Raw genomic sequence first — 26,262 nt, 5'->3', positions numbered from 1 at the left:
CGAGCAGCGCTCGCAGCGCCGCCGGCTCGTCGGAGGCGGGCTCAAGGGCGGCGATGGCCGCAGCGACGGCGGCCTGTTGTGCCGGGCACCCTCCATCGAGAAGCTGGACCGCTCGACACACTCGGCGTCGGCCTCGTCCCAGCCCGCGGCCCGGATCATCCCGTCGCCTCCGGAGCCGCCTCCTCCTACGCCTCCGCTGCCTGCCGTGCCGCCCAGGCCGTAGCCGGACCGGACCGGCTCGTCGGGATGGCGGCTGACGTGGGCCGATCCCGCGATCTGCGCCGACCAGTCGGCGTCCGCGGCAGCGGCGGCATGCCTGTTGATCGCCTGGCGGATCCAGCCGTCGACGGTGGCGACCCAGTCCCGGCGGTCGGCGTCCTCGTGCCAGATCCGGAACCGGCTGATGCTCTGGTGGGTGATCCCGGCCAGCGCCAGCCGGCGATCCATCCAGAGGATCACCTCCAGACCCGCCGAGTTGGTCACGAAGATCACCTCCAGCTCGGTGATCGGGCCGGCGTAGAGCGGCCCCACCCAGTAGCCCCAGCGCTGGTGCAGCGGCAGGGTGTGCTCGACGCCGGGCAACCCGCCCTCCTGCAACCCGGACTGGCGGATCAGGAAGCCCAACGTGTCCAGCGCCGCCAGCACGTGCTGCTGGGTGGGGAGCGGGTGCACGAAGACCGGCACCATGGCCCCCTGGTCACGGTCGGGATCGAGCGACACCTCGGTCCGCAGGCCCATCCGCAGGCTCAGCAGCGGCACCCCGCCGAAGATGGTCACCGGGGTCTCCCACGGCAGGGGGAACGCGAAGTCGACAGCCCGCCGCCGACCGGCCGGTACGACGAACCGACCGGCGATCGGCAGGTGGTGGAACTGCATGAGCCGCCGGGCGGCGGCCGGGTCGTCCGGCTCGACAGTGGTGACCAGGCCGAGCCGGACGTGTCGGACCAGCACGTCCTCCGGCCCGGCGGTGAGGGTCACCCGCCCCGGCAGGCGCAGACCCGGCCGGGTGCTCGGGTTGGGCAGCGTGGTCTGCACGGAGAGCCCGGTCCGACCGGACTCCCGGGACACCCCGGTCAGCCGCACCGCACGCCCCCTTCCGGGACGGGACCCCGCCGGCCCCACACCGGCGCGCCTACCCGATCGAGGTGACCTCAAGCCCGCCCACGCCGAACCGCGACCCGGCCGCGTCGAACCGCGATCCGCCCGCGCCGGGCAGCGACCCGGCCGCGTCGAACCGCGATCCGCCCGCGCCGGGCAGCGACCCGGCCGCGTCGCTTGGACGCGGCCGGGTCGGTCGAATCAGCGCAACCGCCGTCCGCGCGGCACCGTGTCGGTCTCGTCGTCGAACTCACCGATGACCTCCTCCAGGAGGTCCTCCAGCGCCACGAACCCGATCGGCCGGGCCGGGCCACCGCCGTTGCGCACCAACGCGAGCTGCGACTGCCGGCCCCGCATCGCCGCCACCGCCTCGGTGACCGAGGCGGTGGCGGGCAGGGTGAACGCGGGCGTCATCAGCGACCCGGCGGTGGCGACGCGGCCGGTGGTGACCACCCGTACCGCCTCCCGGACGTGCACCAGACCGCAGACGTCGCCCGCCTCGTCGAGCACCGCCAGTCGGGACCGACCGCTGTCCCGGCTGACCTGTTCGATCCGCTCGGCCGGGTCGTCCCGACGGACGGTGACCATGGTGGCGAACGGTTCCATCACCTGCGCCACGGACGTGCCCTGCAACTCCAGCATGCTGGTCAGCAACTGGTGCTGCTCCGCGCCGAGCAGCCCGTGCTCACGGGACTGCTCCAACAGGATCCGCAGCTCGTCCGGGCCGTGCACCTGGGCGAGCTGATCCTGCTGGGTCACTCCGACCAGCCGCAGGATCGCGTTGGCCAGGGCGTTGAGGGCGGAGAGCACCGGCCGGGACACCCGGGCGAAGGCACGGAACGGCAGAGCCAGCAACGTCGCCGAACGCTCCGCGTCGGTGATCGCCCACGACTTCGGCGCCATCTCCCCCACCACCAGGTGCAGGAAGGTGACCACCCCGAGGGCGAAGACCAGGGCGACGAGGTGGCTGGCCGCGTCCGGCAGGCCCACCGCGTGCAGCAGCGGGCTGAGCAGGTGCTCGATCGCCGGCTCGGCCAACGCGCCGAGACCCAGGGTGCACAACGTGATGCCGAGCTGCGCGCCGGCCAGCATCAGCGACAGCTCGCGGACACCGTCCAGCGCGGCACGTGCCGCCCGACCGCCGTTCGCCGCCGCCTGCTCCAGGCGATAGCGCTTACTGGCCACCAGGGCGAACTCGGCGGCCACGAAGAACCCGTTCAACGCCAGCAGGATCACCGAACTGAACAGCGCGATCCCGGGGCTCATCGGCGCTGTCCTTCGTTCGCGACTGCGGGGCTCGCAAGCTCACTCCTCGCGCTCACGCGGTCACCTCCGGCTTGGTCAGCTGCAACCGCACCGAGTCGGCCACGTGCCGGTCCACCGCCAGCACCTCGACCAGCGCCCGGGGCTCGGCCTCGTTGTCCTCGCCGTCCGCGCCCTCGGGCAGCAGGCTGATCTCCAGCCGGTCACCGACCTCCGGCACCCGACCCAGCTCCCGCATCACCAGTCCGGACAGGGTGTCGTACTCCGGGGCCTCGGGCAGGGCGATGCCGGTGCTGTCGGCGACCTCGTCGATCCGCCAGCGCGCCGGCACCACCCAGGACCCGTCGTCCTGCTGTGCCGGTGCCCGATCCGGCGGGTCGTCCTCGTCCCGGATCGGGCCGACCAGCTCCTCGGCGATGTCCTCCAGCGTGATCACTCCGGCGAAGCCGCCGTACTCGTCGACCACGCAGGCCATCTGCCGATGCCCGGACCGCAACCGGTCGAGCACCGTGGGCAGGGGCAACGTCTCCGGTACGAGCAGCGGCGGCCCGGCCACCGCGCTCACCGGGGTGGTGGCCCGCTCCCCCGGGGGTACGCCGAGCACGTCGGCGATGCCGACGACACCGAGCAGGTCGTCGACGCCCTCCGTGCCGCGTACGGGGAAGCGGGAGTGGCCGGTGTCCAGCAGCTCGACCACCCGGCTGACCGGCTCGTGTGCCCGTACGGTGTGCACGTCGACCCGGGGCACCATGGCCTCCCCGGCGGTCAACTCACGGAAGTCCAGACCTCGGTCGAGCAGCGTGGACATCTCGGCGTCGAGGCTGCCCTCCTCGCGGGACTCGGCGATGATCTGTTCCAGGTCGGCCGGGGTGGCGCCGCTGGGCAGCTCCTCGATCGGCTCGATGCCGATCCGGCGCAGCAGGCGTACCGAGGCCCGGTCGAAGAGCCGGATCAGCGGCCCGGCGACGGCCAGGTAGATCAGGGTGGATCGGCTCAGCGCCCGAGCCAGTTGCACGGCTCGGGCGATGGCCAGGTTCTTCGGGGCCAGCTCACCGAGCACCATCTGCACGACGGTGGCGATGACCAGGGCCAACGCCACCGACAGCGGGAGGCTGACCGCCTCGCTGACGCCGGCCACGCCGAGCAGGTCGGCGAGGCCACCGCCCAGGTACGGCTCGGCGACGTAGCCGACCAGCAGGGCGGTGACGGTGATGCCGAGTTGCGCGCCGGAGAGCATGAAGGAGAGCCGGCCGGTGACGGTCAGCGCCCGGGCCGCGGCCTGATCGCCGTCATCGGCGAGCTGGCGAAGCTTGCCCCGGTCCACGGCGACATAGCCGAACTCCTGCGCCACGAAGTATCCGGTGGCGGCAGTGAGAAGAATTATCAGAAGGAGACCAACGACGATCAACACGGGTCGCTCAGGGCTCCCGGGGTCGTCGGTACGGGGATATGCCGGGCACGACCCGGCTGGCTACTGCTGCCCTCCTGGGCAGAAGAGTCGATCATGCCGCTATTTTATCGGCGCTGGCTGGGACCCCGCTGGGGGTGGGCCGAAGGAGCGGAACGTCCGGTTCGACAGCCGTCACGCCGGCCCCGCCGACCCGCTGCCTGGTCCACGTTCGGCCAGCTCATCGGCGTCGAGCAGGCTCCGGTCCAGCCGCCCCGACCGGTACGCGGCCCGCCCGATCATCTGGGCCGCGACCGGCGCGGTCGCCAACTGGAAGACCGCCACCAGCGCGACCATGCCCAGGTCCGCCGGAGACCGCAGGCGCAACGCGATGCCCACCAGCAGCAGGAGCACCCCGAGCACCTGCGGCTTCGTGGCCGCGTGCATCCGGCTCAGCGCGTCCGGGAAACGCAGCACCCCGATCGCGGCGGCCAGGCCGAGCAGGGCACCGGCCACCAGACAACCGCCGCCGAGCCAGTCCGCGACCGTCGCGATCACTGCTGCTCCCGGACCGCGAAGCGGACAAGTGACACCGAGCCCACGAAGCCGAGCAGGGAGAGCACCACCAGCACGGGCAGCGTGGTGGCATGCCGGTTGACCGCCGCCTCGGCGCCCACCGCGCCGACCATGGTGGCGAGCAGCATGTCCGCGGCGATCACCCGGTCCACCAGCGACGGGCCACGGTACAGGCGGGCCAGCGCGAGCAGCGCGGTCACCGACAGCAGGGTGGTGAGGACGACGGCCAGAAACGTGGTCACGGACTGGTTCCCCTCTCGGATCGGTCGGTCTCGACGCGGCGCAGTTCGGCGGCGGAGCCCACCGCGCGGACGATGCGCCGTTCGACGGTGCGGGTGCGTTCGCGGGCCACGTCGAGGTCCGCCGGTCCGTGGGTGTCGAGCACGTGCAGGTAGAGCGTCCCGGAGTCCCGGTCCACCTCGAGGATCAGCGTGCCCGGCACCAACGAGACCGCCTCGGCGGTGAGCGCCAGATTGAGGTCGGTGGTCACCCGCAGCCGGACCGCGACGATCGCCCCACGCGGCCGGTAGCCGGGCTGCACGGCGATCCGGGCGACGTGCAGGCTCGCGCTGACCAGCTCGACGACGAACCGGCCGGCGAACACCAGCAGTGCCCCGGGCCGCAGCCGGCCGCCGAAGCTGACCGCCGGCAGCGGGTAGAAGACCAGCACCGCGCCGCCCACCAGCAGGCCGCCCAGCACGTTGGCCCAGTTGACGTCCCCCCAGAGCAGGTTCCAGACCACCACCAGCCACCCGAGCGCCACCACCTGGTCGCGCCAACGCCCGAGCCGGCCGCGCCCCGCCACGGGGTTTGCGGCAGCATCGGGAGCCGACTCAGGGGGGCCGGTCACGGCACGCCGCCCGGCAACACGGCATCCACGTACGGCGTACGCAGCCGCAGGTCGGCGGCTGCGTCCGTGGTGACGTCGAACAGCGGTCCGGCCAGCACGGTCAGCGCCAATCCGAGGGCGACCAGGGCGACGGTGGCACCGACCATCAGCTTCGGCAACCGGACGGCCGGCTCGCTGGTGGCCAGTCGGGGCGAGCGCCAGAAGGCGATGTTCCACACGCGGGACGCCACGTAGAGGGTGAGCAGGCTGGTCAGCGTGCCCGCCGCGACCAGCACCCAGGGCAGCGGACCGCCGGCCGCCACCCCGGCCTGGAGCAGGCCGAGCTTGCCGAGGAAGCCGGAGAACGGGGGTACCCCGGCGAGGTTCATGGCCGGGACGAAGAACAGCACCCCGAGCAGCGGCGCCACCCGGGCCAACCCGCCGATGCGGCGCAGGTCGGTGCTGCCGGCGCGTTCCTCGACCAACCCGGCGACGAGGAACAGCGTGGTCTGGATGGTGATGTGGTGCACCACGTAGAAGATCGCGCCGGAGAGCCCGGCGGCGGTGCTCAACGCCACCCCGAAGATCATGTAGCCGATGTGGCTGACCAGGGTGAACGAGAACAGCCGCTTCAGATCGGACTGGGCCACCGCGCCGAGGATGCCGATCACCATGGTCAGCCCGGCGACGACCATCAGGAGCACGTCGGCGTGCCCACCGGGGAACAGCAACGTCTCGGTGCGGATGATCGCGTAGACACCCACCTTGGTGAGCAGACCCGCGAAGACGGCGGTGACCGGGGCCGGCGCGGTGGGATAGCTGTCCGGCAGCCACGCCGACAACGGGAAGACCGCCGCCTTGATCGCAAAGGCCAGGAGCAACATCAGCTCCAGGGCCAGTCGTACGCCGTCGGGCAGGTCGTCGAGGCGCTGGGCGAGTTGGGCCAGGTTGAGCGTGCCGGTGGCCGCGTACACCAGACCCACACCGGTCAGGAAGATCATCGAGGAGAGAATGCTGACCACCACGTACGTCGACCCGGTCCGAATCCGGGTCTCGCTGCCCCCCAGGGTGATCAGCACGAAACTCGCGGCCAACAGGATCTCGAAGCCGACGAAGAGGTTGAACAGGTCACCGGCCAGGAACGCGTTGGTGACGCCCGCGGTGAGCACCAGGTACGTCGGGTGGAAGATCTCCACCGGGCTGGACTCGCTGCTCTCGCTGCGACCCTGGCCGATCGAGTACAGCAGCACGCAGAGGGTCACCGCCGACGAGACCACCACCATCAGCGCGGCGAGTTGGTCGGCGACCAGCACGATGCCGACCGGCGCCGGCCACCCGCCGACCGCCACCACCACCGGCCCGTGCCGGTACGCCTGCACGAGCAGCAGCAGCGCCACGACGAGCGTGCCACCCAGACAGGACACGCTTATCGAGCGCTGGAGTCGGGGCTTACCGGCCAGCAGCAGCGTCAGTGCCGCACCGAGCAGCGGCACCACCACCGGCAGCGGCACCAGCGCGCTCATCACGACTCGTGCCCGCGGCGGAGCCGGCGGCGGGCCGGTTCGGGATCGACCTGCTCCGGGTCGTCGTCCGGGCCCTCCCCGCCGTGGTCGACGGCGCCGACCTCGTTTCGCACCGCCCGACGGATGATCTGCCGGTCCTCCAGGTCGTCGGGCACCTCGTCGTCGCCGGTCAGATACCAACTGCGGTACGCCACCGCGAGCAGGAACGCGGTGAACCCGAAGGTGATCACGATGGCGGTCAACACCATCGCCTGTGGCAGCGGATCACTCATCCGCTCATCCGCACCGGTGCCGACGATCGGCGCCCCACCCGGACGCCCACCCAGCAGGATCAACAGATTCACCCCGTTGCCGAGCAGGATCACCCCGAGCAGGATCCGGGTCAGGGTGCGCTCCAGCAGCAGGATCACCCCGCAGCCGACGAGCACCGCGACCGCCAGCACCAACACCAACGTCGGTCCCGCTTCGCTCGCCGTCATGCCCGCTCACCCTTGTCGACGGCCAGACCGCCGGTGGCCGTTCCGGTGGCCTCGATGTGCCGGTCCACCTCGGCGCCGAGGCTGCGCAGGACGTCCAGCACCAGCCCGATCACGACCAGGTACACACCGATGTCGAAGAAGAGCGACGTGACCAGGTGGGCGTCACCGATCAACGGCAGCGACCCGTCGACCTTGGCGCTCTCCAGCACCGATCCGCCGACCAGCAGCGCCACCACACCGCTGCCCACCGACATCGCCAGTCCGGCGCCGAGGATCGCACCGGCCCCGATCGGGGCGGCCTCGGTCAACTCGTACCGACCCCCGGCCAGATAGCGGACCACCAGGGCGAGACCCGCCACCAGACCGCCAGCGAAGCCGCCGCCCGGCGCGTTGTGCCCGGAGAAGAGCAGGAACAGGGAGAACAGCACCACGGTGTGGAAGATCAGCCGGATGACCACCTCCAACACGATCGAGCGGCGCTCCTCGTAGAGGGTGGGACCGCCCCGCAGCCACACCGGTCGGCCGGGCTCGTCGGTCCGCTGGTCCGAGTCCGGCCGGCGCGGTCGCGGCCCGGTCCGGGACCGCTCGAAGATCAGGCTGGCCACCCCGGTCGCGGCCACCACCAGCACCGCCAGCTCGCCCATGGTGTCCCAGGCCCGGATGTCGACAAGTGTCACGTTCACCACGTTGCGGCCGTACCCCTCGGCCACCGCCAGATCCGGGAAGGCGGCGGAGATGTCCGGGGCCCGGCGGGCCCCGGCGGCGGTGAGGGCCAGCCCGGCGGCCACCACACCCACCGCCACCCCGATCGCCCGACGGACCCAGCGGGTACGCCGCAGCGGGCGGGCCGAGAACCGCTGCGGCAGGCGACGCAGCACCAGCACGAAGACCGCGATCGTCGCGGTCTCCACCAGGAACTGGGTGAGCGCCAGGTCGGGTGCGCCGTGCAGGACGAAGAGCATCGCGGTGCCGTAGCCGGTCATCCCCACCAGCAGCATCGCGGTCAGGCGACGGCGGGCGCCGACCGCCAGCACCGCGGCGACCGCGATCACCACCACGACCACCGGTTGGAGCAGGTTGTCCCAGAGCGGGATCCGGGCCCGCCACGGGCCGGCGGAGAGCATCGCCGCACCGGGCACCAGCACCAGCGTGACCAGGATGATGCCGAGATACTGCGGCAGCGAGCCGCGCTGGGTCGCGCCGGTGACCTCGATGGCCAACCGGTCGAACCGGCCCACGACCCACTCGTACCCCTGGTTGCCGCCCACCGGCGAACGAAGCCGGGCCAGCACCGGGGCGAACGGCGCCCGCACGGCGAAGAGCAGGCCACCGCCGGCGAGCGCCAGCACGGACAGGCCGAGAGCGGGGGTCGGCCCGGACCAGAGCGCCAGGTGCGCGTCGACCCCACCAAGCAGATCGGCGTACGGGCGCAGCACGTCGTCCACCACGCTCGCGGCCGGGCCGGCGAGCAGCCCGACCCCGGCGAGCACCGCTGGCGGAAGCAGCAGCGACGCGGCGATCGGGCCCGGCCGGGCCGGTGCCACTCCCGGGCGGTCGGCGAAGGCGCCCCAGAGGAACCGGGCGCTGTACGCGACGGTGAGCACCGTCCCGGCGACCAGGCCGGTGAGGAGCACGGGTTGGTCGGTGAACGCCCCGAACACCGCCTCCTTCGCGACGAAGCCGACGAACGGCGGCACACCGGCCATCGACGCCGCGGCCAGCACCGCGACCACGAACAGCGGCCGGGACCAGCGCCGCAGCCCGGACAGCTCCCGCAGGTCGCGGGTGCCGGCACCGTGGTCGATGATGCCGACGACCAGGAACAGCGCCGCCTTGAACAGCGCGTGCGCCAGCAGCATCGCGGTGCCGGCCAGGGCGGCGTCCGGGGTGCCCGAGCCGGTCACCGCGACCAGCAGACCGAGTTGGCTGACCGTCCCGTACGCCAGCAACAGCTTCAGGTCGGTCTGCCGCAGCGCGGCCCAACCGCCGAGCAGCATGGTGGCCACGCCGGCGATCTGCACCACCGGCCGCCACGGCCCGACGGTGGCGAGCACCGGCGCGAGCAGCCCGACCAGGTAGACGCCGGCCTTGACCATGGCGGCGGCGTGCAGGTACGCGCTGACCGGTGTGGGCGCCGCCATCGCCACGGGTAGCCAGGAGCTGAACGGCAGCACCGCCGACTTGGACAGCGCGCCGGCCAGGATCAGCAACACGGCGACCACCAGGTACCCACCGCCGGGTGGTGGCTGGGCGGCGATCTCCGACCACCGGTAGGTGCCGGCGTGCACGCCCAGCATGATGAACCCGACAAGCATGGCGAGCCCGCCCAGCGTGGTGACCGTCAACGCCTGCGCCGCCGCCCACCGGCTGGACCGCCGCTCGGTACTGTGCCCGATCAGCAGGTACGAGAAGATCGTGGTGAGTTCCCAGCCGACGTAGAGCAGCAGCAGGTCGTCGGCAAACACCAGGACGAGCATCGCGCCGGCGAAGGCGACCAGGACCCCGACATACCGCGCCAACCCGCTCGATCCGGCGTTGAAGTAGCGGGCGCTGTAGACCAGCACCAGCGCGCCGACGCCCCCGATCAGCAGCGTCATCAGCCAGGAGAGCGTGGTGAGCCGGAACGCGATGTCGAGGCCCAACTGCGGGATCCACCGGTACGTCTCGACCACCGCCCCGCCGTCGCCGACGGCCGGGGTACGGGCCAGCGCCCAGCAGAAGGCGGCAGCCGGCACCAGCGCCAGCGGGTAGCACGCGCGGGATCCCCACCACCGGACGAGCAGGGGCGCGACGAGGGCCGCCACGAGGTGGAGGACGAGAAGTACCAGCACCTGCGCTCCCGATCCAGGTGGCCGGCGCTCGTGCAGCGGCGGCCCCTAGCAGCGATCAGACGCCAGTTTGTCGTTCGCCGGGCGGTTTTGCCGGAATTCCCCCGCCAGCCCAGCCGGCCTGGCAGGGGCTTCGACGATGCGCCCTAGCCCAGCCGGCCCGGCAGGGGGCGGTCCTGGCGCAGTTCGGTCAGCAGATCGGCGCGGCCGAGTTGGCGGGCCACCCGGTCGACCACCCGTTCCGCGGCGGCCAGTGACCGCACCGAGAGCAACCGACCGCGGCTCTCCCGGCGGAGCACGAAGTAGTGGACGGCGGCGCGGACCTGGCCACGATCGGCGGCGCTGGCCTGGGCGGTGCACAGGACCAACTCCCGGAGGCAGCGGGCGAGGCGTTCGGCGAGCTCGAACTCGGGGCCGTGCAGGCCGCCACGGAGGGCTGCGAGGTGGCTGTCGACCTTGCGAATCAGCACGTCGGTGCCCGGTTCGACGGTGTGCTGCTCGCCGGTCATCAATTCCCCTCACCCCGGTTCGCGTTGGCAGTGAAGTTACTTTATGTTGCTCCTCAGAAGCAAGCAGTTAAGTGAGACTTAACGCATTAAGCGCACGTTCCATGCTTTTTGCTTTTGTCGGGCGCATTCCGCCGCCGGTCGGTCGTCGTTGTCGTACCGGCGGGGCAGGATGGACCGGTGACCGGGGCAGACGCAGACGCCGGCGCGGTGCTGGCCGGCTTCGGCCCGGCCACCCGCGCCTGGTTCGAGGCCGCCTTCGCCGCCCCCACCGCCGCACAGACCGGCGCCTGGCGGTCGGTCGCCGCCGGCCGTAACGCCCTCGTGGTCGCACCCACCGGTTCCGGCAAGACGCTCGCGGCCTTCCTCTGGTCACTGGACCGGCTGGCTCGCGAGCCCGCACCGACCGAGGCGCGGCAACGGTGCCGGGTGCTCTACGTCAGCCCGCTCAAGGCCCTCGCCGTCGACGTGGAACGCAACCTGCGCGCCCCACTGGCCGGCATCCGGCAGGCGGCCACCCGGTTGGGCGTCGCACCACCGGACATCACCGTCGGCATGCGCACCGGCGACACCCCGGCCGACGAGCGACGTGCCTTCGCCCGCACCCCACCGGACATCCTCATCACCACGCCCGAGTCGCTGTTCCTGCTGCTCACGTCTGCGGCTCGCGACTCGCTGCGCGGCGTGCAGACGGTGATCGTCGACGAGGTGCACGCGGTGGCCGGCAGCAAACGCGGCGCCCACCTCGCCCTCTCCCTCGAACGCCTCGACGAGCTGCTGCCCGCCCCGGCGCAGCGCATCGGCCTCTCGGCCACCGTCCGGCCGATCGACGCCTGCGCGCAGTTCCTCGGCGGCGCCCGCCCGGTCGACGTCGTGCAGCCGGCCACACCGAAGACCATCGAGGTCAGCGTCCAGGTCCCGGTGGAGGACATGACCCGCCTGGACGAGCAGGAGCAGCCACCGGAGGACGACCTGGGCGGCCCCGGGCCACGCCGCGCCTCGATCTGGCCGGCCGTGGAGGAGCGGGTCTTCACCCTCATCGGGCAGCACCGCTCCACGATCGTCTTCACCAACTCCCGCCGCAGCGCCGAGCGCCTCTGCGCCCGCCTCAACGAACTGGCCGCCGAGGCGGTGGCCGCCGAAGCAACGGCGTCCCAAGCGCTGACCTCGGCAGCGGCGGCCTCCGACGCAACGGCCTCCGCGTGGACAGAGGGCGCGATCGTCGTACCCGAGGGGTTGTCGGCGGGCGACGGCCCGGAGGGCGACGGCGGCCCGGTGCCCGGCGCGGAACGGTGGGGTGGCCCCGCCGGCCCGCTGCGCAACCGGCCGCCGGCCGAGGTGATGGCCCAGTCCGGCGCGGCGACCGGCGCGGCGCCGGTGATCGCCCGCGCCCACCACGGCAGCGTCTCCCGGGAGGAGCGCAAGCACATCGAGGAGGCGCTCAAGTCCGGCCAGCTCCCGGCGGTGGTGGCCACCTCCAGCCTCGAGCTGGGCATCGACATGGGTGCGGTCGACCTGGTGGTGCAGATCGAGGCGCCACCGAGCGTGGCCGCCGGGCTGCAACGGGTCGGCCGGGCCGGGCACCAGGTGGGCGCGGTCTCCCGGGGTGTGGTCTTCCCCAAGCACCGGGGCGACCTGCTCTCCTGCGCGGTGGTCGCCGAACGGATGACCGCCGGCGCGATCGAGGAGCTGCACTACCCCCGCAACCCGCTGGACGTGCTGGCCCAGCAGATCGTCGCGATGGTGGCACTGGAGCCGTGGCCGCTCGGCGACCTGGCCGTGCTGGTCCGCCGGGCCGCGCCCTTCGCCGAGCTGCCCGACTCCGCGCTGCACGCCGTGCTCGACATGCTCTCCGGCCGCTACCCGTCCACCGCGTTCGCCGAGCTACGCCCCCGACTGGTCTGGGACCGGGCCACCGACCTGCTCACCGGCCGGCCCGGCGCGCAACGACTGGCGGTGACCAGCGGCGGCACCATCCCGGACCGAGGATTGTTCGGGGTCTTCCTGGCCGGCGCCGAACGGGCCGCCCGGGTCGGCGAGCTGGACGAGGAAATGGTCTACGAGTCCCGGGTCGGCGATGTCTTCCTGCTCGGCTCGTCCTCCTGGCGCATCGAGGAGATCACCCCCGACCGGGTGCTGGTCTCGCCCGCTCCGGGGCAGGCCGCGCGGATGCCGTTCTGGAAGGGCGACCAGCTCGGCCGCCCGGTGGAGCTGGGCCGGGCCATCGGCGCCCGGGTGCGCACCCTGCTGCGCCAGACCGACGAGGCGGCACTTGCCGCGTTGCGGGACGGCGGGCTGGACGACTGGGCCGCCGGCAACCTGATGGCCTACCTGCGCGAGCAGCGGGAGGCCACCCGCTCGCTGCCCGACGACCGCACGGTCGTGGTCGAGCGGTTCCGCGACGAGTTGGGCGACTGGCGGCTCGCCGTGCACAGCGTCCTCGGCGCGCGGGTCAACGGGCCGTGGGCCCTCGCGGTGGGCCGCCGGCTGGCCGAACGGTACGGGGTGGACGCCCAGGTGATGCCCTCCGACGACGGCATCGTGGTGCGACTTCCGGACACCGCCGACGAGCCGCCCGGCGCCGACGTGGTGGTCTTCGAGCCGGACGAGATCACCCAGCTCGTGGAGGAGTCGGTCGGCACCTCCGCGCTCTTCGCCGCCCGCTTCCGCGAGTGCGCCGCCCGGTCGCTGCTGCTGCCCCGCCGCGACCCGCGTCGCCGCCAACCGCTGTGGCAGCAGCGCCAGCGCGCCGCGCAACTGCTCGACGTCGCCCGCGAGTACGCGGACTTCCCGGTCACCCTGGAGGCCGCCCGGGAGTGCCTCCAGGACGTGTTCGACCAGCCGGCGCTGGCCGGGCTGATGCGCGACCTGGCCACCCGCAAGGTGCGGCTGGTCGAGGTCGAGACCAGCGCGCCGTCGCCGTTCGCCCGGTCGCTGCTCTTCGGCTACGTCGGCGCGTTCCTCTACGAGGGCGACGCCCCCCTCGCCGAGCGTCGCGCCGCCGCGCTCGCCCTGGACTCCACCCTGCTCGGTGAGCTGCTCGGCCGGGTCGACCTGCGCGAGTTGCTCGACCCCGCCGTGCTCGCCGAGACCGACCGGCAGCTGCGGTGGCTGACCGAGCAGCGCCGCCCCCGCGACGCGGAGGACGTGGTCGAGCTGCTGCGGGTGCTCGGTGACCTGAGCGACGCCGAGCTGACCGAGCGGGGCGTGCCGGAGACCTGGCTGACCGAGCTGGAGGCGACCCGCCGGGTGCTGCGGGTCCGGATCGCCGGCGAACAGCGCTGGGTGGGTGTCGAGGACGCCGCCCGGTTGCGCGACGCCCTCGGCGTGGCGTTGCCGGTCGGGGTGGCCGAGGCGTACCTCGCCCCGGTGGCCGATCCGCTCGGTGACCTGGTGGCCCGCTACGCCCGTACCCACGGGCCGTTCGCCGCGGCCAGCTGCGCGGCCCGCTTCGGGCTGGGTGTGTTCGTCGTCGAGCAGGCGCTGCGCCGGCTCGGTGCCACCGGGCGGGTGGTCTCCGGGGAGTTCACGCCGGATTCGGCCGGCGCCCAGTGGTGCGACGCCGAGGTGCTGCGGATGCTGCGCCGCCGCTCGCTCGCGGCGCTGCGCCGGGAGATCGAGCCGGTGCCGCCCCGGGCGCTCGCCACGTTCCTGCCCCGCTGGCAGCAGGTCGGCTCGTCCGCCCGAGGGGTGGAGGCGCTCGCCGCGACGGTGGAGCAGTTGCAGGGCGCGGCGGTGCCGGCATCCGCGCTGGAACGGTTGGTGCTGCCCGCACGGGTCGCCGACTACTCCCCCGCCCAGCTCGACGAGCTGTGCGCCAGCGGGGAGGTGCTCTGGGCCGGGTCGGGCGCGATCTCCGGGGGCGACGGTTGGGTCACCCTGGCGTACGCGGACGCCGCACCGTTGCTGCTCCCGCCGCCCGACGAGGCGCTGACGCGTACCCCGCTGCACGACGCGGTGCTCGACGCGCTCGGCGACGGGCAGGCGCTCTTCTTCCGGCCGCTGGCCGACCGCGTCGGCGCGACCGACGACGCCGCCCTGACCACCGTGATCTGGGATCTGGTCTGGGCCGGGCACCTCACCAACGACACCCTCGCCCCGCTGCGCGCGGTGCTCGGCGCGGGCGGCGCGCACCGCTCCCGGCCGTCCGCGCCGCGTACCCGGTACCGGCGGCCCGGCCGGGTGGCGCTGCCCACCCGGGGTGGCCCGCCGACGGTCGCCGGCCGCTGGTCGCGCCTCCCGGAACGGGACGTCGACCCGACCCGGCGCGCCGCCGCCCTCGCCGACGTCCTGTTGGAACGGCACGGGGTGGTCACCCGCGGCGCGGTGATGGCCGAGCAGGTGGTCGGCGGGTTCTCGGCGGTCTACCCGGTGCTGTCGGCACTGGAGGAGCGCGGCGCGGCCCGCCGGGGTTACTTCGTCGAAGGGCTGGGTGCGGCGCAGTTCGCGGTGCCCGGCGCGGTGGACCGGTTGCGCGCACTGGCCGAGCCGATGGACGCCAGCCGGGGGCGGGGCGCACCGGCCACCGTCCTCGCCGCCACCGATCCGGCCAACCCGTACGGCGGGGCGCTGCCCTGGCCGGAACGCGTGGTCGACTCCGGCGACGGGGCGGCCCCGGCGACCGGGCACCGGGCCGGCCGCAAGGCCGGTGCGCTGGTGGTGCAGGTCGGCGGCGACCTGGTGCTGTACGTGGAGCGCGGCGGTCGGACGCTGCTGTCCTTCAGCGACGACACCGACACGCTCGCGGTGGCCGGCAAGGCGCTCGCCGACGCCGTGCACTCCGGCGCGCTGGGCGCGCTGTCGGTGGAGCGGGCCGACGGCGAGGCGGTGCACTCCTCGCCGCTGCGCGACGCGCTCACCGCCGCCGGCTTCCGGGCCACCCCCCGCGGCCTGCGCCTGCGCGGCTGACCCGCCCCGGGTCTAGCCACGGCGCGGTGCTCAGCGCAGACCGTTGAGTACCTTCTCGTAGCGCGGGCGCTCGGCCACCGGCGTCTTCGCCTCGAGGTAGTTGAGCACCACCGTGCCACGGCGGTACGACTGGCCGCCCCACGTCTCCGCGATGTCGCCGGCGCTGGTCTCGTCAGGGAAGACGTACACGGTGACGGCGCCGGTGGCGATCAGCTCGGAACAACCCAGGCCGAGCCCGTCCGGTCCACAGTCGACCGATCGGTCCAACGGGCGCGGCACCGGCAGGCCGGCGACCCGGAACGCTTCGACGATCTGCTTCGCCCCGGGCGCCCCGACCGGGCGTTCGGGCAGCACCACCGGCGGTGGACTGGCCGGCCGGCGCTGCGTGGGCCCCTGCGGGGCAGCGGAGGGCGGGGTCGGCGGGGGTGGCGCACCGCCGGTGCGGGACGGGGCCACCGAGGGCGTCGGCGCGCTCGACGGAACGGCCGCCGTCGAACCCGAGGCGGACGAGCCGGACGACGCGGGCGAGGCGGTGGGGCGCGCGCTCGACGGGTCGGCGTCGCCGCCGCCGCAGCCGGCGGTGAGGGCGACGGCCACCAGCAGCACCGCGACGGCAGGCAGGCTCCGATGTGTCACCAGGGCAGTCTCCCCCGGCACCACCCGAGCGCGGGAGTGGCCGGTCGGCCACCGCGCTGTCCCATATCCGCCACCCACGTCGGCCACCCGTCGGCCGGTACGCTCCGGGGCCGACGAGCGGACGCGACGAAGGGCGGAGGTGGAACATGGACGGGTTCGAGGTGCGGACGGCGCGACCTGCCGAGCGGGCCGCGATCGACGCGCTGCACGAACGCGAGTGGGGTGGCCCGTACGTGGTCGCCCACGACACCCGGCACGACGTGCGTACTCTGCCGACGCTTGTGGCTGTCGACAGCGCGGCGGTGCTCGGCGCGCTGACCTACCGCGTCGACGAGGACGCCCTGGAGGTGGTCACCCTCGTCGCGGCCGTGCCCGGCCGGGGCGTCGGCACGGCCCTGCTGTCGGCGGCGACGTCGATCGCGGCCGAGACCGGGCTGGCCCGGGTGTGGCTGATCACCTCGAACGACAACCTGCGGGCATTGCGGTTCTACCAGCGGCGCGGCATGCGGCTGGTCCACGTCGACCGGGGAGCGGTGGACCGCGCCCGCCAGCTCAAGCCGGAGATCCCGCTGGTTGGCGAGGACGGCATACCCCTGCACGACGAGCTGGTCCTGGAACGACGCACCGCCGCCGAGGGTTAGCCTGCGGGCATGTCCGCAACGCCCTGGATCTCGCTGACCACCGACTACGGCCTCACCGACGGCTTCGTGGCCGCCTGCCACGGGGTGATCGCCCGGCTCGCGCCGGCCGTCCGGGTCATCGACGTGACCCACCTGGTGCCACCGGCGGACGTACGACGGGGCGCCGCGGTGCTGGCGCAGACGGTGCCGCACCTGCCCGTGGGTGTGCACGTGGCGGTGGTCGACCCGGGGGTGGGTACCGCCCGGCGGGGCATCGCGTTGGCCACCCCGGGTGGGCTGCTGGTCGGTCCGGACAACGGGCTGCTGCCGGACGCCGCCGCCGCTCTCGGCGGGGTGACCGCCGCGGTGCGGCTGATCGAGCCGAGTTGGCTGGCCGACCGGGTGTCCGGCACGTTCCACGGGCGCGACGTCTTCGCGCCGGTGGCGGCCCGGCTGGCGCTCGGCGCGCCCCTGGCCGAGGCGGGGCCGCCGGTCGACCCGGCGGGCCTGGTCCGGCTGCCGGCACCGACGCTGGCCTCCGACGACGAGGGCTTCACCGCCGAGGTGCTGACAGTGGACCATTTCGGAAATGTCCAGTTGGCCGCCTCGGCGCACCTGCTCGACGGACTTCCGGCGACCCTGCGGGTCGGGCCGCCCGGCGCGGAGCCGGCCCGGCCGGCCGTCCGGGGACGGACCTTCGGCGACGCCCCGGCGAATGGCCTGGTGGTGTACGTCGACTCGGCCGAACTGGTCGCGGTCGCGGTCAACTGTGGGCGGGCGGTGGACCTCCTCCGGGTTGCCCCGGGTGACGTCCTGCGGGTTTCCCGCTGATATTCGACTGTGGAATGCTGCCCCGGTGGGTGAACAAGTGGTTCCCGTGGGCTGTCCCTGCTGTGCATCCCGGACCGGTGGGGGGACCTGCCCGGTCTGTTTCTGGACCGACGACGGCCAGACCGACGCCGACGCCGACGCGGTCCGGGGCGGCCCCAACGGCGACCTGAGCCTCTCGCACGCTCGGCTCAACTACGCCGTCTACGGTGCCAGCCACCCGCGCTACCAGGACATGGTGCGTCCGGCTCGCCCCGACGAGCGCCCCTGATCGACGCCCGCCGGGACGAGCACGGGTCAGCAGACCGGCACAGCACCTCCGTAGACGACCGAGATGTACGCGTGGCTGACGTACTGGCCGGTGGCCAGCCGGTTCCACCGGGTCGTGGTGCGGTAGGGCCCGGTCACGGACTGGCCGGTGACGTAGCACTGGATCGGCACGTTGGCGAACCGGGCAGCGAGGCCACGGCTCGGGTACGACGTGCTGGCCCCGGTGCGGATGGTGAGCGGCCCGTCACCGACCACGCCGCGCAGCCCGCCACCGGTCCACAGGTAGGCGACGTCCACCCACGCGTTGGTGGTCAACTGGAGACCGTCCCAGAAGGTGCCGTCGGCCAGGTCGATGGCGGCCGGGTTGAGCACGGTCCGGCCGAACTGGTCCCGACCGCCGTTGTAGCCGGACTGATAGGCCGCCTGCGCCTCGGGCCGACCCTGCCCCAGGTCCTTCCAGTTCTCCCGCACCGCCGACGGGTTCCAGTAGTCGTCGCGGGTGTTCCACGGCCCGACGTCCCAGACCGGGGCGTACTCGCAGCGGGAGCCGCTGGTGGTGCAGACCCGCACGGTGTAGTCGCCGGTGTTGAGCGGGGCCAGGCTGCGCCGCGACGGTAGCGCCACGAAGTGGTCCCGGGGCTGCACGGTGCGACCGTTGGCGGTCAGCTCGCCGACCAGGCCGATCCGGGTGGCGAAAACCCGGTAGGTGATGCCCGGTGTGGTCGCGGAGACGGCGGCGGTCGTGTCGGCGGTCAGCTGGACGCCGCGTACCGTCGCGGTGGCGCCGCGGGCGGTGGCGGTGAGCACGACCCTGCTCTGCACCCGGCTCACCGGGCTGTCGAAGACGGCGCCGGCGGTGGCGGTCCGCCACTCGGTCCAGCCACTGACCCGCCAACCTCGGACCTGGGCCTCGACGGTGGCGCCCGCCGGTGTATGGGCGCTGACCTGGGCACGGACCCGGGTGGCCGGCCGACTGAGGGTCCGGGGAGCGCTCAGCAGCATCCCCTCGGCGACAGCGCTGCGCGGGCTGCGTCCGGCGGACCGGGCCTCGCGCAGGCGCAGCCCGGCGGCGGTACGCCGGACGTTGACGTCGTCCCGGTCGACGACGGACAGGTCGGCGTTCCACAGTTCGCCGCCAGGTGCGGCGGCCATAACGGTGAGCGGGCTTCCGGCGGCGGGAACCTGGCCGGTGGCGGGTAGGAGGGAGGCGGTGAGGGCGAGGGTGAGGGGGACGACGAGGACGAGGGACCGAGTACGACAACGCAGCCTTGACATAGGCATTCTCCTCAGAACTCCTTGACCCTCGCATGTCGGGAGATCAGGAGGAACCTGTGTACAAATAGCGACACATGCGAATTCAGCTCAAATGAGGGAGGATGACAGGGTGCCCGAAGGCGACACCGTCTGGAACACCGCGCGTGTGCTGCATCGCGCGCTCGCCGGCGCGCGTATCACCGACAGTGACTTCCGGGTGCCCCAGCTCGCCACCACCGATCTCACCGGTTGGACCGTCCGCGAGTCGGCCAGCCGGGGCAAGCACCTGCTGCTGCGCCTCAGCGCCCCGAACGAGGCGCACTGGACCCTGCACTCGCACCTGCGGATGGACGGCGCCTGGCGGGCGTACGCCCCCGGGGAACGCTGGACCGGCCGGCCCGCCCACCTGATCCGAGTGGTGCTGCGCAGCCCGGGCGCCGTCGCGGTCGGCTATCACCTGCACGAGCTGACCCTCGTGCCGACCGCAGAGGAGGACGACCTGGTCGGCCACCTCGGTCCCGACCTGCTCGGGCCGGACTGGGACCCGGCCGAGGCGGTCCGCCGACTCGGCGGTCACCCGGAGCAGACGGTCGGCGAGGCGCTGCTCGACCAGCGCAACCTGGCCGGGGTGGGCAATCTCTACAAGTGCGAGGTGCTGTTCCTGCGCGGTGTGTCCCCGTGGACGCCGGTCGGCGCGGTGCCCGACCTGCCCGGCCTGGTGGCCCTCTCGCAGCGGCTGCTCGCCGCCAACCGTGGCCGGTGGACGCAGAGCAGCACCGGTTCCCTGCGCCGGGGCGAGACCAGCTACGTGTACGGTCGCCGCGCCCAGCCGTGCCGCCGCTGCGGCACCGCGATCCGCAAGGAGGAGCTGGGCGAGAGGGTCACCTACTGGTGCCCGGTCTGCCAGCCCGCACACCCGGGCACCCCGGAATCCGACTGACCAGGGCCGTCCCTCGACCAAGGCCATCCCAGATACGGACGATTGGGTAATTCCTATCCGGGCGTCGGAGTCGCATGCTGCGGTTGAGTGCTCACCGATCGTCAACAGAGCGCCGAGGCAGCCACGCCGGGGTGGCGACCCTCGCGCCCCGACCCGGGGAGAGTCATGGCGTTGTTCCGCAGGCTCCGCTCCACCTTCTTCGTCCGGGCCACCCGCCACACCGACGGCTCCGTCGACGGCGCGACGGCGTCCGTGCCGGCCGCGCGTACCGCCGAGCAGACCGCCCCCGCGCCGAGCCTGGACCCGACCGTGGTGCCCCGCTGCTTCGGTCCGGTACCGAACTTCGCCCACAGCCCTCGCCCGACCCGCGACACCGGCGGGCAGGTGGTGCCCGGGACCGGGCTGCGCAAGTTCGTCGACCCGCTGCCCGTCCCGGGCCAGCGCACCGGCACCGGCCTCGGCGGTCAACTGCCGGTGGCAACGCCGGACACGATCAGCTATCCGGGCTGCGACTACTACGAGATCGTCGTGCAGGAGTACGCGCAACGGCTGCACCGGGACCTGCCAGCCACCCGGCTGCGCGGCTACCGGCAGCTCAACCTGGGCACCGACCCGGCGGGCCACAACACGGTGGCACCCCCGGAGCGGCCCTGGCACCTCGGCCCGATGATCCTCGCCCGGCGGGGCCGCCCGGTCCGGGTGAAGTTCATCAACCACCTCCCGACCGGCCGGGCCGGTGAGCTGTTCCTGCCGGTCGACGACACCATCGAGGGGGCCGGGATCGGCCCGCTGGACGGACCCGCCCCGTTTCCGCAGAACCGCGCGGTGCTGCACCTGGCCGGGGCGCAGACCGGCTGGAACAGCGCCGGCAACCCGGGGCAGTGGATCACTCCGGCCGGGGAGATCACCCCGTACCCGAACGGGGTGGGCGTGACCCACGTGCCGGACATGCCACCGCCGGGCGCCGGGGCCACCACCCTGTACTACCCGAACGAGCAGAGCGGCCGGCTGCTGTGGTTGCACGACAACACCCTCGGCCTGGCCCGGCTCACCGTCTACGGCGGGCAACTCGCGCTCTACCTGCTCACCGACCCGGCCGAGGAGCAACTCGTCGCCGACGCCGTGCTGCCGGCCGACCAACTGCCGCTGGTGATCGAGGACAAGACGTTCGTGCCGGACGACGCCCAACTCGCCGCCGAGGACCCGACCTGGGACCGGGACCGCTGGGGCGCCCGGGGCAGCCTCTGGCACCCGCACGTCTACCAGCCACGGCAGAACCCGTACCGGTCCGGCGGGCGCAACCCCACCGGCCGGTGGGACTACGGCCCCTGGTCGCGTGATCCCGCCCCGGACCGCACCCGCGCCGACGGCTGCGTCGCCAACCCGCATCACGACCCGGTCGACGCACCTGACGAACCACCGCTGCGCCCCGGCGTGCCGCACCCGTCCGCGGTGCCCGAGGCGTACGGCGACACCCCGCTCGTCAACGGCGTCGCCTACCCGTACCTGGAGGTGGCGCCGCGCGCGTACCGGTTCCGGATCCTCAACGCCTGCCTGGACCGCAGCCTCAACCTCCAGCTCTACCGGGCCTGCTCCGACGCCCCGATGTGGACGGCCGACGGTGCGCTGGCCGACGCCGAAGCCGGGGAGGTGCCGATGGTGCCCGCGGTGCGGGCGGCGGACCGACCGACCGGGTGGCCGACCGACGGGCGCGACGGCGGTGTGCCGGATCCGCGCGCCGCCGGGCCGGAGTTCATCCAGATCGGCAACGAGGCCGGGCTGCTGCCCGCCCCGGTGGTGCTGCCGAACCGGCCGGTCGGCTACCGCTACGACCGGCTCGACCCCACCGTGCTGAACGTCGACGGGCACACCCTGCTGCTCGCGCCGGGTGAGCGGGCCGACGTGCTCGTCGACTTCTCCACCGTGCCGCCGGGCAGCACGCTGATCCTGTACAACGACGCCCCGGCGCCGCTGCCCGGCTTCGACCCACGCTACGACCAGCACACCGACGCACCGGACCGGACGGCCGAGGGTGGGCCGCCCGGCACCGAACCGGGGTACGGCCCGAACACCCGCACCCTGCTCCAGTTCCGGGTCGCGGGGGTTCCGGCGCCGCCGTACGACCTGGGCCGACTGCGCGAACGGCTACCCGTGGCGTACGCGGCCAGCCAACGCCCACCGATCGTGCCGCAGCCGGCGTACGACCCGGCGTTCGGCACCCAGACCGCGTCGACGACGACGGTGCCGGTGCACGCCACCTCGGTGACGATCACACCAACGGCCGGCGCGGACGCGGTGACGCTACCGATCGCGGTCAAGGCCGTGCAGCAGGTCTTCGAGCCCGACCACGGCCGGCTGGTCGGCCGACTCGGCGTCGGACACCCGCACGTCGGGCCGCTCAACCCGACGACCCTGCCCCTCGGTCCGACCGACCCGGTCACCGAGGTGCTCTTCGCCACCGACCCCGCCGTGCCGCTGGGCACCACGAACGACGGCACCCAGCTCTGGCGGATCAGCGGCAACGTCCGGCAGACCGAACCGCTGCACATCGGCGGCTGCGACGTGCAGGTGGTCAACCGGGTCGGTTGGGACGGCACGCTGCGGCTCCCGCACCCCACCGAGTTGGGCTGGAAGCAGATCGTCCGGGTCAACCCCCGGGAGGACGTGGTGGTGGCGCTGCGCCCGGTCGCCCCGACGTTGCCGTTCAAGCTGGGCGACAGCGTCCGGCTGCTCGACCCGTGCCGCCCGGCCGGTGCTCGGACCGGGTCGACCCCGGTCAGCCCGGCGGACGGGCGACCCGCCACCGTGGTCAACCACCTGGTCAACCTGGGCTGGGAATACCGCTGGCACAGTCAACTCGCCGGCCACCGCGACGGTGGGATGACCCGACCACTGGTGCTCCGGGTGACGCCGAAGGCACCGACCGGGCTGACCGCCACACCGGTGCCCGGCTCGGCCACCGCGCTACCCGCGATCGCGCTCGCCTGGACCAGCAACGGCGGCCGGCCACCGGCCACCAGTCACCTGCTGCACCGGGCCACCGACGCGACCTTCGACGGCGAGATCACCACGATCACCGTCGCGGCGGCCGCCACCCGGTACACGGACGCGTCCGTCACTCCCGGGGTGACCTACCACTACCGGATCCGGGCGGAGAACGCGGTCAGCTACTCGTCCTGGTCCAACGGGGTGCCGGCCTCGGTGCACCTGGCCGCGCCGAGTGGCCTGGTCGCGGCGCTGCCGCCCGCCGCGCCGCTGCGGGTGGCCCTGCGCTGGGTGAACCGCTCGTTCGCCACCGGCATCGACGTGCAGCGGGCCACCAACCCGACGTTCACCAGCGGGCCGGGCACCACGGCGATCGGTGCCGGCGACAGTCACCTGGATGTCGCGATCGCACCGGACACGACGTACTACTACCGGGTGCGGACCACCTATCTGGGTGCCGCCTCGGCCTGGTCGACGATCGCCGCGGTGACCTCCCCGCCCACGCCGGGCACCCCGAACGGGGTGAGCGCCACGGCGAGCGCACCCGGGCCGGACACCGCGACGGTGGTCCTGGCCTGGGCGGCGAGCACCCCCGCCGGCCCGGGGTCCGGGTTCATCGTGCAGCGGGCGCTGGACCCCGTGTTCGACCGGGAGGTGGCCACCTTCACGGTGACCGGTCGCGGCTTCAGTAACACGGGACTGACCCGGGGCGTCACCTACCACTACCGGATCCGGTCGTTCAACGTCGTGGGCAGTTCGCCGTACACCGTCCCGATCCGGGTCACGACGCCGCCGTGACCGGCCGGTGGGCGCGGTGCGGGTCGCTCAGCGGGTCGGCGCGCGCGACGGGGTGCCGACGGCGCGCAGCTCGGCCAGCGCCCCGGCCACCCCGTGCAGCAGGTCGGTCGCCTCGGTGAGCCGGTCGGCGGCCGGGTGGGTGGGCTCCGGTCGGGCGTCCTCGGCCAGGTAACCGGCGGCGGCCACCACCAGCCGTTCGTAGGCCGCGACCCCACCCTCCAACTGGGCGGTCAGCATGGCGTGTGCCTCGGCCAGCGGCGGACGGGCGTCGGCCGGGGCCAGCCGCAGCGCACGTTCGACGCTTGCCACGCGTGCGGCCAGGTCGCGCAGCGAACGGTCGGCGGCGGCGGCCTCCAGCACCGCCGGCTCGGCCAGCCCGGTGAGCCGGGGGGCCATGCCGGCCAGGGTGAGCGCCGCCCGGTCCAGTCGGGCCCACTGCTCGCCCGCGCTGGTGCCGCGCAGGGCGATCCGGGAACGGACCCGGCGGACCTCGGCCAGCACTCCCGGGCCGACCGGCAGCCGCTCGACGGCGGCGATCAGGCGGGCCCGCGACCGGGCCGCCGCCTCCGCGGGGTCGAGGGCGGGCGGTGCGGGCTGGGCGGCGAGGGCACGCACGTCGATCCAGCGCCAGGCGGCGAGCGCCACCGCACTGCCCGCGGCGCCGGCCCAGGCCGCGTCGGGCAGACCAAGGCCGGCGTACGGCGTCAGCACCGCGGCCGCGCCGCCGAGCCCACCGGCCAGGACGCTCCACCGGCGGGCGGACCGGCGGAGCCGACCCAGTCTGCGGAAGTACCGTGTGCGCTCGTCTGCCACCCTGACCTCCTCGGTCCGGTCGTTCAGCCGGCGGCGGTCGGGTCGCCGGTGCCCCGTTCGCGGGCCATGCTGGCACGCAACTCGTCGAGTCGGGCAGCGGCCGTCGGGTCGGTGGCCGGGCCAGCCTTCTCGGCCGGCCGTTGCGCCGCGCCGCCGAGCTGCTCCCCTGCCATGCTGGACCGGATCTGCTCCAGCCGGGCCGAACCGGCCGAGTCGATAGTCGCCTTCTGGATCTCCAACATCCGGCCCTCGACGGAGTTGCCGGCCAGCTCGGCGCGGCCCATCGCGTTCGCGTACCGCCGCTCGATGCGGTCGCGCACCTCGTCCAGGGACGGGGTGTTGGTGGGCGCGGTCAGCGACGACATCGACTCCAGTGAGCGGGCCACCGACTCCTGCATCTTGGCCTGCTCCAGTTGGCTGAGCAGCTTGGTGCGCTCGGCGAGCTTCTGCTGGAGGATCATCGAGTTGTTCTCGACCGCTCGGCGGGCCTGGGCGGCGGCACCCAGCGCCTGGTCGTGCAGGGTCTTGAGGTCTTCGGTGGCCTGTTCGGCGGAGACCAGCTGGGTGGCCAGGGTCTGCGCCGACTGCTCGAACCGCGTGGCCTCGGCCTCGTCACCCTTGGCCCGGGCCTGGTCGGACAGCACCAGGGCCTGCCGGGCGTTGCCCTGCAACCGCTCGACCTCGGACATCTGCCGGGACAGCTTCATCTCCAGCTGACGCTGGTTGCCGATCACTGCGGCAGCCTGCTGCACCAGCGCCTGGTGCTGCCGCTGGGCATCCTCGATGGCCTGCTGGATCTGCACCTTCGGATCGGCATGCTCGTCGATCTTCGAACCGAAGAGCGCCATCAGGTAGTTCCAACCCTTGACGAACGGGTTCGCCATCTCCGCCGTATCCCCTCAGTAGCGTCGCTCCACCACGGCCGGCCGGGCCGGATGGACCGACTGGCCACCACCGGCCGATCTCCATCGTCCCAGCCGGATGCCAACGAGGCATCCGTACGGGTCGGTCGACCGCACCGGCAGCTCCTGTGGGCCACCCTACGCGGCCGGAGCCAGCCCTCCCACGGTCAACCGAGCGACCGGCTCAGGCGGCGCAGACCACGTCCCGGTCGCGCTCGGTCGGGCGGACGCGCGCGCTGCGCAGCGTGGCCTTGAGCGGCGAGTCCTGGCGGACGGAGACGGAGACCTTGCCATCCGAGGTGACCTGCCGGACGCCCCGGCTGGTGCTCTTGGACACAGCCCCGGCGTCGGCCGGCTCGTCCTGCATCGAGACGAGCACCTCGGGCATCTGCTCGGCGAGCGCCACGGTGTCGCTCACCTCACGGAGAAGCTCGGACAGGCGGGCACCGAGGGCGTCACAGATCGCGGCGAGCAGCTCGCTGGACGGCTCCTTGTGCCCCCGCTCAATCTCGGAGAGGTAGCCGAGGCTGACGTTGGCGGCGGTGGAGACCTCACGCAGCGTGCGCTGCTGCCCCTGCCGGCGCGCCCGCAGTGCGTCACCGATCACCCGGCGTAGCAGGATCATCGCACCTCCCCCTGAGGGATACCTCGCGCCCGGCGCTGGGCGGCCGGCCGCGGCGGACCGCGCCGACCCCGAACGTCGGAGCCTTCCCGCAACCGTACCCGTTGCGAGGCCCGCCGACATCCCGCCCCGCCCGCCGGTTCGTCGAGACGGACTCACGTCGGGTGGCACCGACCGTTCCCACCTGCCCCGGATGC

At 73.5% G+C, this 26,262-nt stretch carries 20 protein-coding genes and 1 pseudogene; 6 read left to right on the top strand and 15 right to left on the bottom strand.

The genetic code is table 11. From position 1 onward, the window contains the following. Window positions 1-159: 159 nt before the first annotated feature. The 10 genes and pseudogenes from AB0C25_RS31985 to AB0C25_RS31940 all read right to left on the bottom strand — a co-directional run. Window positions 160-1,083, bottom strand: a pseudogene (locus AB0C25_RS31985) (sporulation protein); the annotation flags it as partial. Between the two features lie 216 nt (window positions 1,084-1,299). Continuing rightward, entirely contained in the window at window positions 1,300-2,364 is a 1,065-nt protein-coding gene (locus AB0C25_RS31980) for a hemolysin family protein (RefSeq protein ID WP_357378195.1), read from the bottom strand. A 52-nt stretch (window positions 2,365-2,416) separates the two neighbouring features. Then, window positions 2,417-3,772: a hemolysin family protein gene (locus tag AB0C25_RS31975; RefSeq protein ID WP_357378193.1), complete on the bottom strand. Its 1,356-nt coding sequence runs from the start codon at window positions 3,770-3,772 to the stop codon at window positions 2,417-2,419. 171 nt (window positions 3,773-3,943) lie between these two features. Beyond that, window positions 3,944-4,303: a monovalent cation/H(+) antiporter subunit G gene (gene mnhG / locus AB0C25_RS31970; RefSeq protein ID WP_357378212.1), complete on the bottom strand. Its 360-nt coding sequence runs from the start codon at window positions 4,301-4,303 to the stop codon at window positions 3,944-3,946. Beyond that, on the bottom strand, window positions 4,303-4,566 hold the full coding sequence (locus tag AB0C25_RS31965) for a monovalent cation/H+ antiporter complex subunit F (protein WP_357378191.1): 264 nt from the start codon (window positions 4,564-4,566) through the stop codon (window positions 4,303-4,305). Before AB0C25_RS31965 ends, mnhG begins: the two co-directional genes overlap by 1 nt. Then, window positions 4,563-5,129, bottom strand: coding sequence for a Na+/H+ antiporter subunit E (locus AB0C25_RS31960; RefSeq protein ID WP_357378189.1), 567 nt, complete (start codon window positions 5,127-5,129; stop codon window positions 4,563-4,565). Before AB0C25_RS31960 ends, AB0C25_RS31965 begins: the two co-directional genes overlap by 4 nt. Window positions 5,130-5,170: 41 nt before the next feature. Beyond that, window positions 5,171-6,676: a Na+/H+ antiporter subunit D gene (locus tag AB0C25_RS31955; RefSeq protein ID WP_357247409.1), complete on the bottom strand. Its 1,506-nt coding sequence runs from the start codon at window positions 6,674-6,676 to the stop codon at window positions 5,171-5,173. Next, window positions 6,676-7,155, bottom strand: a complete 480-nt coding sequence (locus AB0C25_RS31950) for a Na(+)/H(+) antiporter subunit C (RefSeq protein WP_357378187.1) — start codon at window positions 7,153-7,155, stop codon at window positions 6,676-6,678. Before AB0C25_RS31950 ends, AB0C25_RS31955 begins: the two co-directional genes overlap by 1 nt. Continuing rightward, window positions 7,152-9,986 (bottom strand): Na+/H+ antiporter subunit A, encoded by a 2,835-nt coding sequence (locus AB0C25_RS31945; RefSeq protein WP_357378185.1) that lies wholly within the window; start codon window positions 9,984-9,986, stop codon window positions 7,152-7,154. Before AB0C25_RS31945 ends, AB0C25_RS31950 begins: the two co-directional genes overlap by 4 nt. 143 nt (window positions 9,987-10,129) lie before the next feature. Beyond that, a complete protein-coding gene (locus tag AB0C25_RS31940; RefSeq protein ID WP_357378183.1) occupies window positions 10,130-10,492 on the bottom strand; it encodes a hypothetical protein in 363 nt (120 codons plus the stop codon). Between the two features lie 177 nt (window positions 10,493-10,669). Between AB0C25_RS31940 and AB0C25_RS31935 the strand changes: the two genes are divergently transcribed. Beyond that, window positions 10,670-15,397, top strand: a complete 4,728-nt coding sequence (locus AB0C25_RS31935; RefSeq protein WP_357378181.1) for a DEAD/DEAH box helicase — start codon at window positions 10,670-10,672, stop codon at window positions 15,395-15,397. A gap of 30 nt (window positions 15,398-15,427) precedes the next feature. On the opposite strand, the gene AB0C25_RS31930 is transcribed toward AB0C25_RS31935, so the two are convergent. Beyond that, the gene (locus AB0C25_RS31930) at window positions 15,428-16,033 is read right to left on the bottom strand and encodes a hypothetical protein (RefSeq protein ID WP_357378179.1); all 606 of its coding nucleotides are present in this window, start codon (window positions 16,031-16,033) and stop codon (window positions 15,428-15,430) included. A 146-nt stretch (window positions 16,034-16,179) separates the two neighbouring features. Here AB0C25_RS31930 and AB0C25_RS31925 point away from each other — a divergent pair, with 146 nt between their 5' ends. Genes AB0C25_RS31925 through AB0C25_RS31915 form a run of 3 tightly spaced genes read left to right on the top strand, consistent with a single transcriptional unit; the run spans window position 16,180 to window position 17,752 of the window. Continuing rightward, entirely contained in the window at window positions 16,180-16,674 is a 495-nt protein-coding gene (locus AB0C25_RS31925) for a GNAT family N-acetyltransferase (RefSeq protein WP_357378177.1), read from the top strand. 9 nt (window positions 16,675-16,683) lie between these two features. Then, on the top strand, window positions 16,684-17,484 hold the full coding sequence (locus tag AB0C25_RS31920; RefSeq protein WP_357378175.1) for an SAM-dependent chlorinase/fluorinase: 801 nt from the start codon (window positions 16,684-16,686) through the stop codon (window positions 17,482-17,484). A 25-nt stretch (window positions 17,485-17,509) separates the two neighbouring features. Further along, window positions 17,510-17,752 (top strand): CPCC family cysteine-rich protein, encoded by a 243-nt coding sequence (locus AB0C25_RS31915; protein WP_110566168.1) that lies wholly within the window; start codon window positions 17,510-17,512, stop codon window positions 17,750-17,752. Window positions 17,753-17,778: 26 nt separating this feature from the next. Here the strand turns inward: AB0C25_RS31915 and AB0C25_RS31910 are convergent, their stop codons facing one another. Next, window positions 17,779-19,026: a hypothetical protein gene (locus tag AB0C25_RS31910; RefSeq protein WP_357378173.1), complete on the bottom strand. Its 1,248-nt coding sequence runs from the start codon at window positions 19,024-19,026 to the stop codon at window positions 17,779-17,781. Window positions 19,027-19,135: 109 nt separating this feature from the next. On the opposite strand from AB0C25_RS31910, the gene AB0C25_RS31905 reads away from it, so the two are divergent. Both AB0C25_RS31905 and AB0C25_RS31900 read left to right on the top strand, forming a co-directional pair. Then, the gene (locus AB0C25_RS31905) at window positions 19,136-19,945 is read left to right on the top strand and encodes a DNA-formamidopyrimidine glycosylase family protein (RefSeq protein WP_357378171.1); all 810 of its coding nucleotides are present in this window, start codon (window positions 19,136-19,138) and stop codon (window positions 19,943-19,945) included. A 165-nt stretch (window positions 19,946-20,110) separates the two neighbouring features. Continuing rightward, window positions 20,111-23,728: a hypothetical protein gene (locus AB0C25_RS31900; protein WP_357378169.1), complete on the top strand. Its 3,618-nt coding sequence runs from the start codon at window positions 20,111-20,113 to the stop codon at window positions 23,726-23,728. A gap of 27 nt (window positions 23,729-23,755) precedes the next feature. Here AB0C25_RS31900 and AB0C25_RS31895 read toward each other — a convergent pair whose 3' ends face one another. From AB0C25_RS31895 to AB0C25_RS31885, 3 genes are all read right to left on the bottom strand, one after another. After that, window positions 23,756-24,541 (bottom strand): hypothetical protein, encoded by a 786-nt coding sequence (locus AB0C25_RS31895; RefSeq protein WP_357378167.1) that lies wholly within the window; start codon window positions 24,539-24,541, stop codon window positions 23,756-23,758. Window positions 24,542-24,564: 23 nt separating this feature from the next. Further along, window positions 24,565-25,425 (bottom strand): PspA/IM30 family protein, encoded by an 861-nt coding sequence (locus AB0C25_RS31890; RefSeq protein WP_357247373.1) that lies wholly within the window; start codon window positions 25,423-25,425, stop codon window positions 24,565-24,567. Between the two features lie 202 nt (window positions 25,426-25,627). Then, complete coding sequence (locus tag AB0C25_RS31885; RefSeq protein WP_357247370.1) at window positions 25,628-26,068, bottom strand: helix-turn-helix transcriptional regulator; 441 nt, start codon at window positions 26,066-26,068, stop codon at window positions 25,628-25,630. Window positions 26,069-26,262 lie beyond the last annotated feature (194 nt).

Origin of the sequence: Micromonospora sp. NPDC048839 (genome assembly GCF_040649915.1) — a bacterium.
Lineage (GTDB): Bacteria > Actinomycetota > Actinomycetes > Mycobacteriales > Micromonosporaceae > Micromonospora.
Note: the sequence above shows the minus strand (reverse complement) of the source record. Positions and strands in the feature narration are given on the sequence as shown.

Coding starts and splice junctions, on each gene's coding strand:
- AB0C25_RS31980 (WP_357378195.1), bottom strand. CDS start 2,364: ATGAGCCCCGGGATCGCGCTGTTCAGTTCGGTGATCCTGCTGGCGTTG.
- AB0C25_RS31955 (WP_357247409.1), bottom strand. CDS start 6,676: ATGAGCGCGCTGGTGCCGCTGCCGGTGGTGGTGCCGCTGCTCGGTGCG.
- AB0C25_RS31950 (WP_357378187.1), bottom strand. CDS start 7,155: ATGACGGCGAGCGAAGCGGGACCGACGTTGGTGTTGGTGCTGGCGGTC.
- AB0C25_RS31940 (WP_357378183.1), bottom strand. CDS start 10,492: ATGACCGGCGAGCAGCACACCGTCGAACCGGGCACCGACGTGCTGATT.
- AB0C25_RS31925 (WP_357378177.1), top strand. CDS start 16,180: ATGGACGGGTTCGAGGTGCGGACGGCGCGACCTGCCGAGCGGGCCGCG.
- AB0C25_RS31920 (WP_357378175.1), top strand. CDS start 16,684: ATGTCCGCAACGCCCTGGATCTCGCTGACCACCGACTACGGCCTCACC.
- AB0C25_RS31910 (WP_357378173.1), bottom strand. CDS start 19,026: ATGTCAAGGCTGCGTTGTCGTACTCGGTCCCTCGTCCTCGTCGTCCCC.
- AB0C25_RS31900 (WP_357378169.1), top strand. CDS start 20,111: ATGGCGTTGTTCCGCAGGCTCCGCTCCACCTTCTTCGTCCGGGCCACC.
- AB0C25_RS31890 (WP_357247373.1), bottom strand. CDS start 25,425: ATGGCGAACCCGTTCGTCAAGGGTTGGAACTACCTGATGGCGCTCTTC.
- AB0C25_RS31885 (WP_357247370.1), bottom strand. CDS start 26,068: ATGATCCTGCTACGCCGGGTGATCGGTGACGCACTGCGGGCGCGCCGG.